Here is a 16,333-nt window from a genome sequence, read left to right as displayed (position 1 = left end):
GGCGGTGGTCAGGGGCGGCGGTACCGGTGGACGTGCGTGACGTACGGCACCGGGACGGTCGCCCGTCCGGCGGTCTCGGGCGCTCCGTCGAGCAGGTCCTCGACCTGCCGCAGCAGCGCCCGGCGCTCGTCGTCCGGCATCACGATGACGTAGCTCCGCGAGGCGATCATGTCGAGGAAGTCGGCGCGCGACTGCTCGTTGACCCAGGCGAAGGTCTCGTGGGCACCGTCCGTGAAGGGCTCGCCCACGAACGGTCGGTCGTACTGCATGATCCGCGACTCCGGTCGCATGATGAGCGCGCCGAGGTCCGCCGACCAGGCGATGGACTCGTCCCGGATGTTCCACACCAGACCGAGGACTCCGCCCGGTCGGAGGATGCGCGCCGCTTCGAGCGCGCCCGCCGTCGGGTCGACCCAGTGCCACGACTGGGCGAAGGTCACGAGGTCCGCGCTGCCGTCCTCGAGCGGGACGGCCTCGCCGGTCCCCTCGAGCGCCCGAACGCCCGGCAGCACGTCGGTCAGCCGCGCTCGCATCGCGGCATCCGGATCGACCGCCACCACCTCCGCGGCCCGGGGGAGCAGTGTCCTGGTGAACTTGCCCGTCCCGGCGCCGACGTCGACTGCCAGCGTCACGGGATCCGGCGCGAGCCACTCCGCGACCGCCGAGGGGTAGCCGGGGCGTCCGCGCTCGTAGGCGTCGGCGGCTGCGCCGAACGAGCGTGCGTGCTGCTCGAAGGTCATGCGCCCACCCTGCCACGCGGTGTCGGTGGGCAGTGTGGCCGGCCCACTGCCGGACGGGAGGCTCGGGGCGGGCTGGTCCCGGGCCTCCCGTCCGGTGGCGGTGCGCCGACCCGGTCGGCTGCGACCAGTCGAGCCAGGCGGGCTGACCGGGCGATGTGGGCGGCACTCGTAGGGTGGGACGATGCCGAGTCTGGAGCGTGTCCCTGCCCTGGTGGCCACCGGCTTCCTCGCGATCCCCGTCGCCGAAGCCCTGGTCCGCCTGCCCGCCGACGTCCTGAGCCGGATCCAGGCCGCACCGATCGACGCCACCCTGGCGGACACGGCAGCGTTCTCGGAGGCCTACGGCTACCCGCTCGAGGGCGGCGCGAACTGCATCGTCGTGGTGGGCAAGCGCGGCGAGGACCTGACGTACGCGGCGTGCATCGTGCTGGCGTCGACGCGGCTCGACGTGAACCGCACCGTGAAGCAGCTGCTCGGGGCGCGGAAGGCGAGCTTCGCGCCGATGGACGACGCCGTCGCGATGACCGGCATGGAGCACGGTGGGATCACGCCGATCGGGTTGCCGTCCTCGTGGCCCGTCTACGTCGACTCCCGCGTGGCGGGGGTGCCCGAGGTCGTCATCGGTGCTGGCGTCCGTGGGGCGAAGCTGTTCCTGCCCGGGGCCGTCCTGGCCGGGCTGCCCCACGTCGAGGTCGTCGAGGGGCTCGCGACCACGACGGCGGACTGACCGCACGACGGAGGGAGCGGTTCAGTCCTGGCGGGCTGACCACTCCCGGAACGGCAGCGTGGCGTCCTCGCTCGGCCCCTGCTCCGCACGCAGGGTGCGCTCGTCGACCGGCTTCGCGTACTCGTCGTAGAACGTGTCGAGGGTCATCAGGCGGTTGCCGTCCTCGTAGTGCTCCGACTCCTGCTCCCGCGACGCGGCGAACACGATCCGGTCCGGCTGGGCGTAGTACAGCGCACCGAGGCACATCGGGCACGGGTACGCGGTGACGTAGACGTCCGTGCCGGTGAAGTCGGTGATGCCCATCTCGGCGGCCAGTCGGATGGCGGAGATCTCAGCGTGCGCCGTCACGTCACCGGACTGCGCGACCTGGTTCGCGGCTTCCACCAGGACCTTGCCGTCGCGGACGACGAGGCAGGCGAAGGGCTTGCCGCCCTCGCGGACGTTCTGGACGGCGCGCTTCACGACGCGTTCGGTGAACCTGGTGTCGGTCTCGGTGGAGCTCATGCCAGCGACGATGCCACCGAGGGCTGACCGGCCCGTGCGCGGCGAGGTACGGGCAGGGTCAGTCGGTCGGGTTGATGAGGCAGAAGGGGTGTCCGGCGGGGTCGAGGAACACGCGGAAGCTCTCGATGCCGGCGTCGTCCTTCGCCACGCCGGTCGCCGTGGCGCCGATCGCGAGGACCGCGGCTTCGCCGACGTCGAGGTCATCGACCTTGACGTCGATGTGCATCTGCTGCGGGACGTCCTGCCCGGGCCACTCGGGCGCCCGGTAGTGCTCGACCTGCTGGAACGCGAGCAGCGGCCGGCTGCCCTCGAGCGGCAGCACGACCTCGGCCCAGTCCTCGTCGAAGACCACGACCTCGCCGCCGAGGAGCTCAGCGTAGAACCGGGCGAGGGCGCGGGTGTCTGCGCAGTCGAGGACGAGGACGTCGAAGGTGCCGATCATGCCGGTGAGGGTAGTCCTCAGCTGCTGGCGGCGGACAGGGCCTTCGTGATCCGCTGCAGCGAGACCGTCTCGGCGGTGCCGAGCTCCTGCGCGAAGAGGCTCAGCCGGAACTCCTCGAGCATCCACCGGGCGTGGACGAGCTCCGGGTGTGCACCGGCGGCTGGCGGGAACGTGCCGCCCGCGTCCTCGTACCGACCGGTGGCGACCGAGACCTCGCGCATCCAGGTGGCGTCACGCCCGGGGTTCTGCACGAGCTTCGTGACCCGGGCCTCGACGCCCTGCAGGTACACGCGGATCCGACGGAGGCGGTCGAGGCCGGCAACCGCGACGAAGCCCGGGAACACCAGGCGCTCGAGCTGCTGCCGCATGTCGTTCAGCGCGGGGAGCAGCGCCATGGACGTCGCCTGCTTCATCGCGCGCTCGGCCTTCCGCTGGGCGGCGAGGACCGCGGCGACCTCCGACACCGCGGTGAACATCGTGTCGACGACCCCGGCGGACACGGAGTCGCGGACGGCCTCGAACGCGACGCGCGTGTAGAGCAGCCCGTCGGGGTGGGCGGCGCGGATGCCGGCGTCGACCACCGCCGCGAGCACGTCGTCGAACAGCGCGGCCGTCGACGGGTACGGGCTGGCTGCGAGCGCGAGCTTCTCCTGTGACGTCAGGTGCGACTGGATGTAGGACACCGGCGAGGGCACCGCGAGCATCACCAGACGACGGACACCGGCGGGCATGCGGACCGCCCGGTCGGCCGGGGTCGCCAGGAGCTGCACGCCGACCGTGGCCTTCGGGCCGGAGCCTTCCTCGACCAGGGCGGGGTAGGCGCGGATCACGCCGCCCGCCTGCCTGGTGTCGAGCACCTCGGGCAGGTCGGTGTCGGGCCAGGCCACGAGCCCGGAGCGCTCGAGACGACCGGCGGGAGCGGCATCCGCCACCCGTGCGGCCCCGGACCGTCGGCCACCCTGCTGCGTCGCCCGCGCGACGCTCTCCTGGGTGCGGTCCTTGAGCTTGGTCTGCAGGGCCGACAGGTCCTTGCCGGCCTCGACCCGACGACCGCGCTCGTCGACGACGGCGTAGGTCGGCAGCAAGTGAGCGGGGACCCGCGTCATGTCGAAGTTCTGCTCGGTGACCGGCACGTACGTCATGCGCTGGATGGTCTTGGCGAGGGTGGCCCGGAAGCTCTCGGTCGGCGTGGTCGGGGCGTCGTCCGGGAGCTCGTCGACGATCTTCTCCGCCCAGTCCGCCGCGGGGACGACGTTCTTGCGGATCTGCTTCGGCAGGGCCTTGATCAGTGCGGTGACGAGCTCCTTCCGGAGCCCACGGACCTGCCAGTCGAAGCCCTCCTCGCGCATCCGGGGGAGCAGCGCGAGCGGGACCTGCACGCTGACGCCGTCGTCCTCGGCGCCGGGCTCGAAGCGGTACCGGACCGCCAGTCGGTTGTCGCCGGACCGCCACTGCGTGGGGTACTCGGTGTCGTCCTCGGCCGCGGAGGCAGCGGACTCGTCGAGCAGGTCCTCGCGCCGCATCGTCAGGAGGTCGGGTTGTTCCCGGCGCGTCCGGCGCCACCAGCCCTCGAAGTCGCGGGTGGTCGCGATCTCGGCCGGGATGCGGGCGTCGTAGTACTCGTAGACGGTCTCGTCGTCGAGCAGGATGTCGCGGCGACGCGTCCGTTCCTCGAGCTGTTCGAGTTCCTTGCGGAGCGTCCGGTTCGCGCGGTCGAAGGCCTGCTGCGAGTCCCACTCGCCCTCCACCAGGGCATGCCGGATGAAGAGCTCGCGGGAGTGCACGGGGTCGATGCGGGCGTACTGCACCCGCCGACGCTGCACGATGGGCACGCCGAACAGGGTCACCCGCTCGTACGCGACCGCTGCCCCCTGCTTCTTCTCCCAGTGCGGTTCGCCGTAGGTGCGCTTGAGCAGGTCACCGGCGAGCTGTTCGGTCCACAGCGGGTCGATGCGCGCGGCCGTCCGGGCGAACAGCCGACTGGTCTCCACGAGCTCGGCGGCCATCACGGCGTCGGGCTGCTTCTTGGCGAGCACGCTGCCGGGGAACAGCACGAAGCGGGTGTTGCGCGAGCCGAGGTAGTCGCGCTTCTCGCGGTCGCGCAGCCCGATCTGGCTGAGGAGTCCCGCCAGGAGCGAGCGGTGGACGGCGTCGGGGTCGTCCCTGCGGTCGTTGTCCACGTGGACGCCGACCTGCTTGGCGGCGCGGGACAGCTGGCGGTACAGGTCCTGCCACTCGCGGATGCGGAGGTAGTTGAGGAACTCGGCCTTGCACAGCCGCCGGAACGCGCTGGAGGACAGCTCGTCCTGCTTGTCCTGGATGTGGTTCCAGAGGCCGAGCAGGGTGAGGAAGTCGCTGGTCGGGTCGGCGAACCGCGCGTGCAGCTGGTCGGCGTGGGCACGCTTCTCGAGCGGTCGTTCGCGCGGGTCCTGGATGCTCAGGGCCGAGACGATCGCGATGACCTCGCGTCCGACGCCCTGCTTGCCCGCTTCGAGCACCATCCGACCGAGGCGCGGGTCGATCGGCAGGCGGGTGAGCTGCCGTCCGGACTTCGTGATCGCGCCGCCGGCGTCCACCGCGCGGAGCTCGCGGAGCAGGTCGAGGCCGTCCTTGACGCCACGGGAGTCCGGCGGCTGCAGGAACGGGAAGGCCTCGATGTCGCCGAAGCCGAGGCTGATCATCTGCAGGATCACGGCGGCCAGGTTCGTCCGCAGGATCTCGGGGTCGGTGAACTCCGAGCGGCGGTCGAAGTCGTCCTCCGAGTAGAGCCGGATCGCGATGCCCGCGCTGGTGCGTCCGGCGCGACCGGACCGCTGGTTCGCACTGGCCTGCGAGATGGCCTCGATCGGCAGCCGCTGGACCTTGGCGCGGGGGGAGTACCGGGAGATGCGGGCCGTGCCGGTGTCGATGACGTACTTGATGCCGGGGACGGTCAGCGAGGTCTCGGCGACGTTCGTGGCGAGCACCACGCGGCGCCGGACCCCCGGGGTCGCGCTGCGCTGGAACACGCGGTGCTGGTCGGCGGCGGACAACCGCCCGTAGAGCGGCAGGACCTCGGTGCCCGGGTAGTGCTTGCCCTCGATGGCGTCCTGGGCGTCGCGGATCTCGTTCTCGCCGGACAGGAACACGAGGACGTCGCCGGGAGCTTCACGCGCGAGTTCGTCGAGCGCGTCCGTGATGCCGGTGAGCTGGTCGCGGTCGTCGGCGCTGCTGCCGGCGTCGGCCGTCCGCGAGTCGGTCTCGTCGTCGTCGTCGTGGGCGTCCGCGTCGGGCTGGTCGGCGACGAGCGGGCGGTACCGGATCTCCACCGGGTAGGTGCGCCCGGAGACCTCGATGATGGGGGCGTCGTCGAAGTGCGCTGAGAAGGACTGCGGGTCGATCGTGGCGCTCGTGATGATGAGCTTGAGGTCTGGGCGCCGGACGAGCAGCCGCTTCAGGTACCCGAGCAGGAAGTCGATCGTCAGCGAGCGCTCGTGGGCCTCGTCGATGATGATCGTGTCGTAGCGCTTCAGGTCGCGGTCGAAGTGGATCTCGTTGAGCAGGATCCCGTCGGTCATGAGCTTGACCCGGGTGTTCGCGCTGACCTTGTCGGTGAAGCGGACCTGGTACCCGACCAGGTCGCCGAGCTCGCCGCCGAGCTCCTCGGACACGCGCTCCGCGATCGTGCGGGCGGCGATCCGGCGCGGCTGGGTGTGCCCGATGTGCTCGCGACCGAGTTCCAGGCAGATCTTGGGGAGCTGGGTCGTCTTGCCGGAACCCGTGGCGCCGGCGACGATCACGACCTGGTTGTCGCGGATGGCCGCGGCGATGTCGTCCCGCCGCTGCGAGACCGGCAGCTCGGGCGGGTAGGTGATGACGAGCGGCGTGGGAGACATGAGCATTCCAGGATACCGCCCGCGGTCAGCTCGACGCGAGCTGCGCGGTCAGTTCCTCGGTCGAGCGCGCCGGCAGGGCACAGACGTGGTCATGGCAGACGTACGCCGCGGGGTCGAGCGCGTCGCGGCCGTCGAACAGGGAGAACCCGGCGTCCGACCAGGCCCGCGCCTGCTCCGGCGTGACGGACGCCACCACGGAACCAGGGCCGCGCGCGGTGGAGGCGAGCGCCCGGAAGCCCTCCAGCACCCGGGCGTCCGAAGCGACCACGACGATCTCCCGGGACGGCCGCTGCAGGCTGAGCGCCACCCCGAGGGCGTCCGCGTGCCCCAGTGGTCGCGTCGTGCCGGTCCGTGCACGGTCGGCGACCAGACGAGCAGCAGCAGAGCGGTAGCGGTCGTCACCGGTGAGCGCACCGAGCAGCGCACTGGCGTTCGCGAGCGCGATGGTCCCCGACCGGAGTGCGGTCTGCGGCTGCTCCCCGGTCGCCGTGCCCGAGGCCGCGAGAACCGGGTCGACGTCGAGCGTGCCTGCGAGGCCGTCGTCCACCAGGGACCGTGCGGCCGTCGCGTGGCGGAGCTCGCCCGTCACGAGCGCGAGTTCGAGGAGGCCCTCCGCGAGCAGCCCGACGTCCTCGATCGTCGGCAGCGCGCTCGAGACACCCCGGGGCGTGCTCGACCGGACCACCACGTGGCCGTCCTGCACGTGGGCGGCGAGCACGGCGTCGGCAGCGGCGCGGGCGAGGCCGAGCATCTCGTCGTCCCCGTGCCGGGCGCCAGCGATCGCCAGGCCCCGGATCGCCAGGCCGTTCCACCCGGTCAGGACCTGGTCGTCGAGGGGCGGCGGGTCGAACCGCGCGCGCTCGCCGAGGGGCAGTCGGTACCACTCGCCCTCGACTCGGCGACCGTCGATCGTCGACTCGCTGTCCTGCGCCGCGACGAAGGCGCCGTCCGCGCGCCGGAGGGTGTCACGCAGGAAGTCCGCGATGCCCCGCGCCTGGTGTCGTGGGGCGATCGCGAGGAGCCCCGCGTTGTCGTAGAGCATCCGCTCGTAGTGCGGCACGCTCCAGTCGCGCTTGGTCGCGTACCGGAAGACGCCGCCGTCGGCGTCGGTGAGCTCCGACCGTGCGATCACCAGGAGCGACCGCTCGAGCAGTCCCGCCACGACCTCGTCGCCGTCGGCGGCGACGTCGGCCAGGAACTCGAGCAACGGCGCGGAGGGGAACTTCGGCGCGCCGCCGAACCCACCGTGGACCGGGTCCTCACCCTGGGCGAGCGCGTCCACCACGCCCCGGATCGCGTCGACGGACGGGAGGCTCGGCTCGGCTCCGCCCCGATCGGCACCAGCGTCGTCGGTCGCCTCCGACGTCCCCTGCCGGATCGCGGTGGCGATGGCCGCAGCGTTCGCGTGCACTTCGGTCCGACGGTCGCGCCAGGCGTCGAGCACCGCACCGAGGACCTGGCGGAACGCCGGATGCGCGCCCACGGGAGTCGGCGGGTAGTAGGTCCCCGCGAAGAACACGTGGGCGTCGGGCGTCATGAACGCGGTCAGCGGCCACCCGAGCTGGTCGGTGAAGGCCGCCGCCGCCGCCATCGTGCTGGCGTCGACGTCGGGCCGTTCTTCACGGTCGACCTTGACCGCGACGAAGTCCTGCCGGAGCAGCTCGGCGATCTCGGGGTCGGCGAAGCTCTCCCGCGCCATCACGTGGCACCAGTGGCACGTCGCGTAACCGATGGACACCAGGACCGGTACGTCGCGGGCGCGTGCCTCGGCGAAGGCGTCAGGTCCCCATTCACGCCAGTCCACCGGGTTGTCGGCGTGCAGGCGGAGGTAGGGGCTGACGGCGGAGCCGAGCCGATTGTCGTTCATGCACCCAGCGTGCCCGCTCCCCGCTGGACGGCTGGCCGACGTGGCGATGTGGGGAGAGGACGTCGTCGTCCACAGGGCTCAGGCGGGGAGCCACCCCGTCAGGGACGCGAGCCGACGTGCGACGTCGGCGGGGGCCATGGAGTCCGTGTCGATCCGGGTGACGCGGTCCGGGGAAGCCGTGTCGAGCCTCCCGGCTGTCCTGGTGCTGTGCGCGAGCTGGTCCTCCGGGAGCCGACCGCCGGCCCGGTGCCGGAGGCGGGACGCCGTCGTGTCGTCGCCGGCCCGGAGGAGCACGGCGACCACGTGCGGGTCGTCGCCCATCGCGGCGGCGAGCCGGTCTGCCTCGAGCACCGACACGGTGTTCGTGTAGACGAGCCGGTGGTGCCCGAGCTCCCGGTAGTTCGCCCAGATCGCGGCGAGGTTCCGTTCGACGAGCCGCGCCTCGGGGTGCTCGACGTGGGGAGCGGGGTGTGCCAGGTCGAGGACGTCGCCCTCGATCACCGCGTGCCGGACGTCCGCGGCGCGCAGGAGGTCGTGGAGCGCCTCGGCTGCGGTCGACTTGCCGACGCCGGAGCGTCCGCCGACGAACAGGACCTCGGTGCGTGGCACGCGGGTCAGTCCGTGCCCATCGAGAGCAGGACGAGGGCGGCGTCCTCGGGGCCGTAGTCGAACATCCGGTCCCAGAACGGGTCGGACGCCCACGGCACGTCACCGTCGACGGGGGTGCGGTGTGCGGTCTCGACGAGCCAGTCGAGCTCGGGTCCGACGGCCTGCTCGAACCGTGGGGGCTGCCAGCCGAGCGACCGGGCCGCCGTCGTGTCGAGGACGAACGGTGACGACGACGACCACGGGGTGACACCGACGAAGGCCGGGGCGTCGGCGTCGAGCAGCACCTCGTCGAAGCGGTGGTCGAGGTGCGCGGCGACCGTCCGGACGATCTCCAGTGCGCTCGGAGCCGTCTCGTCCGCGACGTTGAGGATGCGTCGGTCCGGGGCGTCCGCGACCAGGCGCACGAGCGACGCGATGCCGCTCGCCGCCGTGGTGTGGTCGACGCCACGGCCGTGATCGGCGAGGAGGACGGGTTCGCGGCCGTCCAGCACCCGCCGGACGACGAACCACTCGCGTGGCCGGCCGATGCCGGGGCCGTACACCTTCGTCGGGCGGAGCACGGTGACGGGGGAGCCGTGGTCGAGCAGCAGCTGTTCGGCGGCGACCTTCGAGGCGCCGTAGCCCTCACGGCTGGTGGGGTCGGCGTCCGCGGCGGCCACCGTCGGCTGGATCTCGGTCACGGCTCCACCGAACACCGGCCGCTCGGGCGAGTTCGCGTGGCGGCCCTGCTCGTCGACGTAGACGGCCTTCGACGACACGAACACCGTCGAGCCGACGTCGGGCAGGTAGGGGAGGAGCTGGGCGGCATCGTCACGGGTGAGCCCGACGGTGTCGACGAGCAGGTCGGCGCCGGGGCGGAGGAGCTCGCGCAGCACGGAGGTGTCACGTCGGTCTCCGGGGACGAACGTGGCGCCGGTGGCCGTCAGGGCGTCGGCTGCCGGCCCGCCGTGGCGCGCAACGACGTCGACCTGCCAGTCGTCGCCGCCCCGGCCGGAGCTGGCACGGAGCTCACGGACGACGGCGGAGCCGATGCCGCCCGTGCCGCCGAGGACCACTGCGCGTCTGGTGCTCATGCCGCCCAACCTAGTGGCGCGTGGGGTCCTGGTCGTGCCCGGACGGGCAACGGGGTGTGCCCGTCAGGAGGCGATGGGCTCCGGCTCGCGCCGCCACCAGTCCGCCAGCGACCCGTCGTACACCTGCACGTGGTCATGCCCGAGGACCGTCAGCGCCAGGGCGTCCACGCATGCGGCACTGCCGACGCCGCAGTAGGTGACGATCTCGTCGGCGGCGAGCACCGGAGCGAAGACGTCCGCGAGTGCCGCGCGGCGTCGGAGCGCGTTGGAGTCCTGGTCGATGACGTGCCGGAGCGTGATCGGGGTCGTCCCCGGGACCAGCGCCGGGTGGTCGGTCCCGAGGACGGTCTCGTCGGCCGCCAGCACCAGGGCTGCGGGCTGCGAGCCGTCCACCGCGCGCTCGACCCGGCTGCGGTCGGCCCAGAGCGGCCGTTCCTCTCCTGCGAAGAAGGCGTCGGCGGCGTCGACCGGGCGGTTCTTGAGGCTGCCGATCCGCACCGGGCGGCCTTCGTCGCGCCACTTCACGAAGCCGCCGTCGAGCACGGCGACGTCGTCGAAGCCGAACGACCGGAAGATCCACCAGAGCCGTGCCGACCACTCGCCCACGCTGTCGTCGTAGACCACGACCGTGGAGGTGTTCGTGATGCCGAGGGCCCGGGCCGCGCGTTCGAAGTGCTCCGCTGACGGCCGCGTGAAGGGCAGGTCGGCGTCGGGCGTGGAGAAGTCCGTGACGAGGTCGGCGTACCGGGCGCCGGGGACGTGCCCGTGCTGCTCGTAGGAGTCCTGCGCGGTGGTCCACGTCATGGTGTGCCCGACCCCCGCGGTGTGCACGGAGGCATCGAGCACGACGAGCTCGTCCGCCCCGAGGTGGTCGGCGAGCCACTGCGTCGACACGAGCGGGGAGGTCAGGACGGAGGGCATGGGTCCGACGATAATGCGGACCCCTGACGCGATCCCGTGGATCAGCAACAATGCGCAATGCACGGGCTGTGCGGCGCCTGTGGGGGAGTGAGCGCGGCGGGGTTCGCGCCACCGCTCCTGACTCGGAACGACAAGGTCGACGTCGTACGACAGCGATGTTGTCGTTCCGAGTCGGCGACGGCTGACGGGGACGGGCGACGGGCGACGGGCGGCGGCGGGCAGACGGCGGCCTCACAGACACGGACAGCCCGCCCGACCGGAGTCGAGCGGGCTGTCCGCCGTACGGGTGGTGCGACCGCTAGTGCGCCGCGACCGGGACGCTGCCCGTGGCGTTCGCGGCGAGGTGCGCGAGCTTCTCGAGGCGGACGCTCTGGCGGTTGATGAGCAGTCCGCTGGCGATCGCGACGAGCACGAGCACGCCGGCCGAGATGCCGAACGCCGCGTGGTAGCCGTCGAGCGTGGCCTGGGCCTGCTGCAGCTTGGTCGGAGCGGCGGACAGTCCAGACAGGCTGTCCTTCACGACGTCGGCGAAGATCGTCGACAGCAGCGCGGTGCCGATCGAGCCACCGATCTGCTGCATCGTGTTCACCGTCGCCGAGGCCACGCCGGCGTCGGCACGGGCCACACCGGTGGTCGCGGTGTTCATCGCGGACGAGAAGATCGTGCCCATGCCGAGTCCGATGACGATCAGCGCCGGCAGGACGGTGCCCGCGTAGGAGCTGTCCAGGTCGGTGCGGAGCAGCAGCAGGAGCCCGGTCGCGGCGACGAGGCCACCGGCGAAGATCAGGACCTTCGGGCCGACGCGGGGCAGCAGGCGGCCGCCGATCTGCGTGGCGGAGATCATGATCGACAGGGGCATCGGCAGGAACGCCAGGCCGGTCTGCAGCGCCGAGAAGCCGAGGGTCTGCTCGAGGTAGTACGTCAGGAACAGGAAGATCCCGAACATGCCGATCGCCACCAGGCCGATGGCGACGAACGAGCCGCCGCGGTCACGGTCGAGCACGACGCGCAGGGGCAGCAGCGGGTGCGCGACACGGGTCTCGATGAAGACGAAGGCCGCGATCAGCACGACACCGACGGCGAGCATCGCGATCGTGACGGGGTCGTCCCAGCCGTTGGTCTCGGCGTTGGAGAAGCCGTAGACGACGCCGACCAGCCCGAGGGTGATCGTGACGACGCCGAGGACGTCGATGCGCGGACGGTCGGCCTTCGGGGGCTTCACCATGAAGACCAGCGCGCCGATGACACCGAGGACGGCGAAGACGACGTTGACGTAGAGGCACCAGCGCCACGAGGTGTACTCGGTCAGGACGCCGCCGAGCAGCAGGCCGATGGCCGCACCGGAGCCGGCGATCGAGCCGAAGATGCCGAACGCGCGGCCGCGTTCCTTCGGGTCACGGAACGTCGTGGTCAGCATGCCGAGCGCGGACGGGGCCAGCAGTGCACCGAAGGCACCCTGCAGGGCGCGGGCGGCGACGAGCAGCCCGAACGAGTCGGCGAGTCCGCCGAGCACCGAGGCGACGGCGAAGCCGACGAGCCCGATGATGAAGGTGTTCTTGCGGCCGAAGAGGTCACCGAGGCGACCACCGAGCAGCAGCAGGGAGCCGAACGCCAGCGAGTACGCCGTGACGACCCACTGTCGCTGGTCCGTGCCGAAGCCGAGGTCCTGCTGTGCCGAGGGGAGCGCGATGTTCACGATGGTGGCGTCGAGCACGACCATGAGCTGCGCGAGGGCGATGACCGCCAGGGTGATCCAGCGGTGGTCCTTGCGGGGCGTGGTGGCCCCGGACGTCGTGGGCGCCGAACCGGTGGGTGCGGGCGCTGTCTGTTCTGCCGTCACGGCAGGCCTCCTTCGAGAAGGGGTGGAGGGTGTTCGCAGCGCGCGCCGTCGGGCGCTGTAGTGAGGTGGTGGAACCGGATGCCAGGCATCCGGTTCCGCCTACTGTAGACCAAAACGGACGGAGTGCATCCGCTTGTTCCCAGAGAGTTCAACTACGGTCGTCACCGTGAGCACCACCGATCAGCACGCCGACCTCGAGCGGCCCCTCCGAGCCGACGCGGCCCGCAACCGCGAGTTGATCCTGCAGACGGCGCGCAAGTGCTTCGCGGAGCGCGGGCTCTCGGTCACGCTGAACGACATCGCGCACGAAGCCGGCGTCGGCGTCGGCACCGTCTACCGCCGCTTCGCCGACAAGGACTCCCTGATCGAGGCCCTCCTCGCGACCAAGTTCGACGCGATGAACGCCGCCGCCGAACGCGCCGCCGAGGAGATCGACCCGCGTGAGTCGCTCCGGCTGTACCTGATGGGCGTGTTCGAGTTCCGCGCCAGGGACCGCGCCCTCGCCGACGCCATCATCCGCGCCGGCAAGGCGCGTCCGTCGATCGTGCAGGAACGCGACCGCCTGGAACGCCAGGTGAACGAGATCATCGGTCGTGCCCGGGACGCCGGCGTGGTCCAGGTCGGCTTCGACTACCGCGACCTGCCGATGCTCACCACCATGATCGGCGCCGTCGCTGACGCCACCCGTGCGCACGACCCGGACGCCTGGCGTCGCTACGCCAAGGTCGTCATCGACGGGGTGCTGCCCCCGGCGGACCCGGACGGCATGCTCGGCGACCCGCTCGACCGCACGACCATCGAGCGCGCGCTGCACGCCCAGTCCTGACCGCTCGCCACGCCGGTCCCAACACACCGGTCACGACACACCGCTCACTACACACCGCTCATGACCGCCAGCGCCCGCCGCCACCGGGCTCCCGACTGGTCAGGACCCACCGTTCACGTCCGCCGACCGGTCGAGAACCGTCGCCTCAGGCGCGCCGAACCGACGGTTCGTGACCACTCGGAGATCGCGGGCGGGGTGTCCTGACCGCTCGCCACGCTGCGGACCGGGCGCACGCCGCCGGTTCCGGACCGACGTGCCAGCGGCGGGCCGTGTCGGACGGGAGTCCCGTGGCGGCCTGGCACCGAGCCTCCCGTCCGGTGGGCGGTCCGGACCAGACCGCCCACGCGACCAGCGCGTGCCCGCCTACAACCAGCTCGGCAGCCAGTAGTGGGACCGGACGAAGTCCCACGGGACCTGCAGCGCCGTCCACATCGGGTACCAGTACGCCGTGGCGAGCAGCACCACCCCGAGGTACACGCCGATCCACACGATCGCCCTGGTCCGACGGGGGCGGGGGTCCTCGCGGGACCCGAGCAGCACCCCGATCACCGCGGCGAGCGCCATGACCATGTAGGGCTCGAACGCGATCGTGTAGAACTGGAAGACCGTCCGGTCGACGTACAGCAACCACGGCAGGTACCCAGCGCCGACGCCCATCGCGACGAAGCCGTACTCCCACCGGCGCCGCAGGACGAACCACACCAGCAGCACGATGACGGCGGCCACCGCCGGGTACCAGATGAACGGGTCCGCGATGCCCGTGATCGCCGCTCCGCACCGGGTGGTCGCACAGCCGGACTCGCCGGCGTTTGTGCCGACGTAGTACATCGACGTCGGCCGCTGCATCAGCAGCCAGAGCAGCGGGTTCGCCTGGTACGAGTGCGGCGTGTGCAGGCCGATGTTGAAGCCGTAGATCTCCGACTGGTAGTGCCACCAGTTCTGCAGGCTGTCCGGCACCCACGACAGCACGCCCCGCCACCGCTGCCCACCGGACGCGATCCACTGGCGGTCCCAGCCGTCCTTCGACACGAACCAGCCGGTCCACGACACCACGTAGGTGACGGCGGCGATCGGCACGGTGAGCAGGAACGACACGGGGGCCTGTTGCAGGAACGCGCTCGAGGACCAGAACTCGATGCCGGCCCGCTTCCGCAGCATCATGTCGACGAGCACGGAGTACACCGCGAAGAACGCCAGGAAGTACATCCCCGTCCACTTGGTGCTCGTGGCGAGCCCGAGCGCCAGCCCCATCGCGAGCAACCACGGACGCCACCACAGCACCGGACCCCACAGGGTGTCGCGACCGGCGGCGACACGCTCCGCCACCCAGCGGTCCAGCCGGCGTTCCGTCCACCGCCGGTCGAGCAGCAGTGCCCCGAAGCCGAGCAGCACGAAGAACGTGACGATGCCGTCGAGCAGCGTCACGCGGGACATCACGATCGCCTGACCGTCGACCGCCATGAACCCGCCGGCGAGCGTGCCGACGAGCGTCGACCGGAACAGCGACCGGGCGATCACCGCGACGAGGAACACCGTGGCGATGCCGAGCACCGCGACGGCGAAGCGCCAGCCGAAGGCGTTGTCCGGGCCGAACAGCAGCATGCCGAGCCCGATGAGGTACTTGCCGAGCGGCGGGTGCGCGATGAACTCCGCGGCACTGGTGAAGATGTCGGTCTGCCCGTCGGTGAACCGCTGGTCGGTCGTCGGGCTCGTCTGATCGGTCGGGTTCGCAGGCCAGGTGCCCTCGTAGCCCAGGTGGACGATGGACCAGCCGTCCTTGACGTAGTAAGTCTCGTCGAACACCAGCGCGTGTGGGCGCCCGAGGTCGATCAGGCGCAGCAGCGCGGCCAGCACGGTGACCGCGATCGGTCCGCCCCAGCGCCACGCGGCGAGCCGCCAGCCGACCGACAGCAGCCGGCCCCACCAGTCGTCGAGACGCGACCCGCGGGCGACGTCGGGCGCAGAGGAGGGTGCGTCGGCCAGGTCCGTGGTCACCCGCACGATCCTACGGATGCGGCGCACGGGCTCGCTGCGACGACAATGGGGCTGTGATCGTGCTCGCAGCAACTCCCATCGGCAACCTCGGCGACGCGTCGCGCCGACTCGTCGAGACCCTCTCGAACGCCACGATCGTGGCCGCGGAGGACACCCGCACCGCGATCCACCTGATGCGGGCACTCGGGATCGAGAACCGCCCGCGGCTCATCCCGCTGCACGAGCACAACGAACGGGCCCGCGCGGCCGAGGTCGTCGAGCTCGCCAGGGACGCCGACGTGGTCGTCCTGACCGACGCGGGCATGCCCGCCATCAGCGACCCGGGCTTCCCCCTGGTCGAGGCCGCGGCCGCGGCCGGCGTGACCGTGACCGCGCTCCCGGGACCGTCCGCCGTGCTCATGGCGCTCGCCGTCTCGGGCCTGCCGACCGACCGCTTCACCTTCGAGGGCTTCCCGACGCGCAAGCAGGGGGAGCGCCGGCGGGTGTTCGAGGCCCTGGCGGGGGAGCAGCGGACGATGGTCTTCTTCGAGTCGCCGCACCGGCTCGCCGACACCCTGGCCGACATGGCCGCCGCGTTCGGTGACGACCGCCGCGGTGTCGTCTGCCGCGAGCTCACGAAGCTCTACGAAGAGGTCAAGCGGGACTCGCTCGCCGGGCTCGCCGCCTGGGCCGCGGACGGCGTCCGCGGGGAGATCTGCGTCGTCGTGGCCGGGGTGTCCGCCTCGGACGACGTCGTCTCGATCGAGGACGGCGTCCGCCTGGTCCTCGAACGCGTCGCCGCCGGCACCCGCATGAAGGAGGCCTCCGCAGCCGTCGCGGACGCGACCGGGCTCTCCAAGCGCGACCTGTACGAAGGCGCGCTCGCCGCGCGGTAGTCGCGAGCAGGACCGGACGGGAGGCTCGGTGCGGCGCCC

At 71.8% G+C, this 16,333-nt stretch carries 13 protein-coding genes; 3 read left to right on the top strand and 10 right to left on the bottom strand.

Going from position 1 to position 16,333, the window contains the following annotated elements; genetic code table 11:
- Positions 1-8: 8 nt before the first annotated feature.
- Positions 9-740, bottom strand: coding sequence for a class I SAM-dependent methyltransferase (locus tag OVA28_RS18220; RefSeq protein ID WP_194661621.1), 732 nt, complete (start codon positions 738-740; stop codon positions 9-11).
- A gap of 181 nt (positions 741-921) precedes the next feature.
- Between OVA28_RS18220 and OVA28_RS18215 the strand changes: the two genes are divergently transcribed.
- The gene (locus OVA28_RS18215; protein ID WP_268097987.1) at positions 922-1,467 is read left to right on the top strand and encodes a YbaK/EbsC family protein; all 546 of its coding nucleotides are present in this window, start codon (positions 922-924) and stop codon (positions 1,465-1,467) included.
- Between the two features lie 21 nt (positions 1,468-1,488).
- Here the strand turns inward: OVA28_RS18215 and OVA28_RS18210 are convergent, their stop codons facing one another.
- From OVA28_RS18210 to OVA28_RS18175, 8 genes are all read right to left on the bottom strand, one after another.
- Positions 1,489-1,971, bottom strand: coding sequence for a nucleoside deaminase (locus OVA28_RS18210; RefSeq protein ID WP_268097986.1), 483 nt, complete (start codon positions 1,969-1,971; stop codon positions 1,489-1,491).
- Between the two features lie 58 nt (positions 1,972-2,029).
- Entirely contained in the window at positions 2,030-2,413 is a 384-nt protein-coding gene (locus OVA28_RS18205) for a VOC family protein (protein ID WP_268097985.1), read from the bottom strand.
- A gap of 17 nt (positions 2,414-2,430) precedes the next feature.
- Positions 2,431-6,288 carry an ATP-dependent RNA helicase HrpA gene (gene hrpA, locus OVA28_RS18200; RefSeq protein ID WP_442780812.1) on the bottom strand — a complete coding sequence of 1,286 codons (3,858 nt, stop codon included), beginning with the start codon at positions 6,286-6,288 and terminating at the stop codon, positions 2,431-2,433.
- Positions 6,289-6,313: 25 nt separating this feature from the next.
- A complete protein-coding gene (locus OVA28_RS18195) occupies positions 6,314-8,155 on the bottom strand; it encodes a thioredoxin domain-containing protein (RefSeq protein ID WP_268097983.1) in 1,842 nt (613 codons plus the stop codon).
- A 78-nt stretch (positions 8,156-8,233) separates the two neighbouring features.
- A complete protein-coding gene (locus tag OVA28_RS18190; RefSeq protein ID WP_268097982.1) occupies positions 8,234-8,764 on the bottom strand; it encodes an ATPase in 531 nt (176 codons plus the stop codon).
- Between the two features lie 5 nt (positions 8,765-8,769).
- On the bottom strand, positions 8,770-9,837 hold the full coding sequence (locus OVA28_RS18185; RefSeq protein ID WP_268097981.1) for an NAD-dependent epimerase/dehydratase family protein: 1,068 nt from the start codon (positions 9,835-9,837) through the stop codon (positions 8,770-8,772).
- A gap of 63 nt (positions 9,838-9,900) precedes the next feature.
- A complete protein-coding gene (locus OVA28_RS18180; RefSeq protein WP_268097980.1) occupies positions 9,901-10,758 on the bottom strand; it encodes a sulfurtransferase in 858 nt (285 codons plus the stop codon).
- Positions 10,759-11,056: 298 nt separating this feature from the next.
- Complete coding sequence (locus tag OVA28_RS18175) at positions 11,057-12,598, bottom strand: MFS transporter (protein ID WP_194661630.1); 1,542 nt, start codon at positions 12,596-12,598, stop codon at positions 11,057-11,059.
- Positions 12,599-12,764: 166 nt separating this feature from the next.
- Between OVA28_RS18175 and OVA28_RS18170 the strand changes: the two genes are divergently transcribed.
- The gene (locus OVA28_RS18170) at positions 12,765-13,424 is read left to right on the top strand and encodes a TetR/AcrR family transcriptional regulator (RefSeq protein WP_194661631.1); all 660 of its coding nucleotides are present in this window, start codon (positions 12,765-12,767) and stop codon (positions 13,422-13,424) included.
- Positions 13,425-13,787: 363 nt separating this feature from the next.
- On the opposite strand, the gene OVA28_RS18165 is transcribed toward OVA28_RS18170, so the two are convergent.
- Positions 13,788-15,419, bottom strand: coding sequence for a dolichyl-phosphate-mannose--protein mannosyltransferase (locus tag OVA28_RS18165; protein ID WP_268097979.1), 1,632 nt, complete (start codon positions 15,417-15,419; stop codon positions 13,788-13,790).
- Positions 15,420-15,472: 53 nt separating this feature from the next.
- On the opposite strand from OVA28_RS18165, the gene rsmI reads away from it, so the two are divergent.
- Positions 15,473-16,294, top strand: a complete 822-nt coding sequence (gene rsmI / locus OVA28_RS18160) for a 16S rRNA (cytidine(1402)-2'-O)-methyltransferase (RefSeq protein WP_268097978.1) — start codon at positions 15,473-15,475, stop codon at positions 16,292-16,294.
- Positions 16,295-16,333: the final 39 nt, after the last annotated feature.

Source organism: Curtobacterium sp. SL109 (genome assembly GCF_026672405.1).
Classification (GTDB): domain Bacteria; phylum Actinomycetota; class Actinomycetes; order Actinomycetales; family Microbacteriaceae; genus Curtobacterium.
Note: the sequence above shows the minus strand (reverse complement) of the source record. Positions and strands in the feature narration are given on the sequence as shown.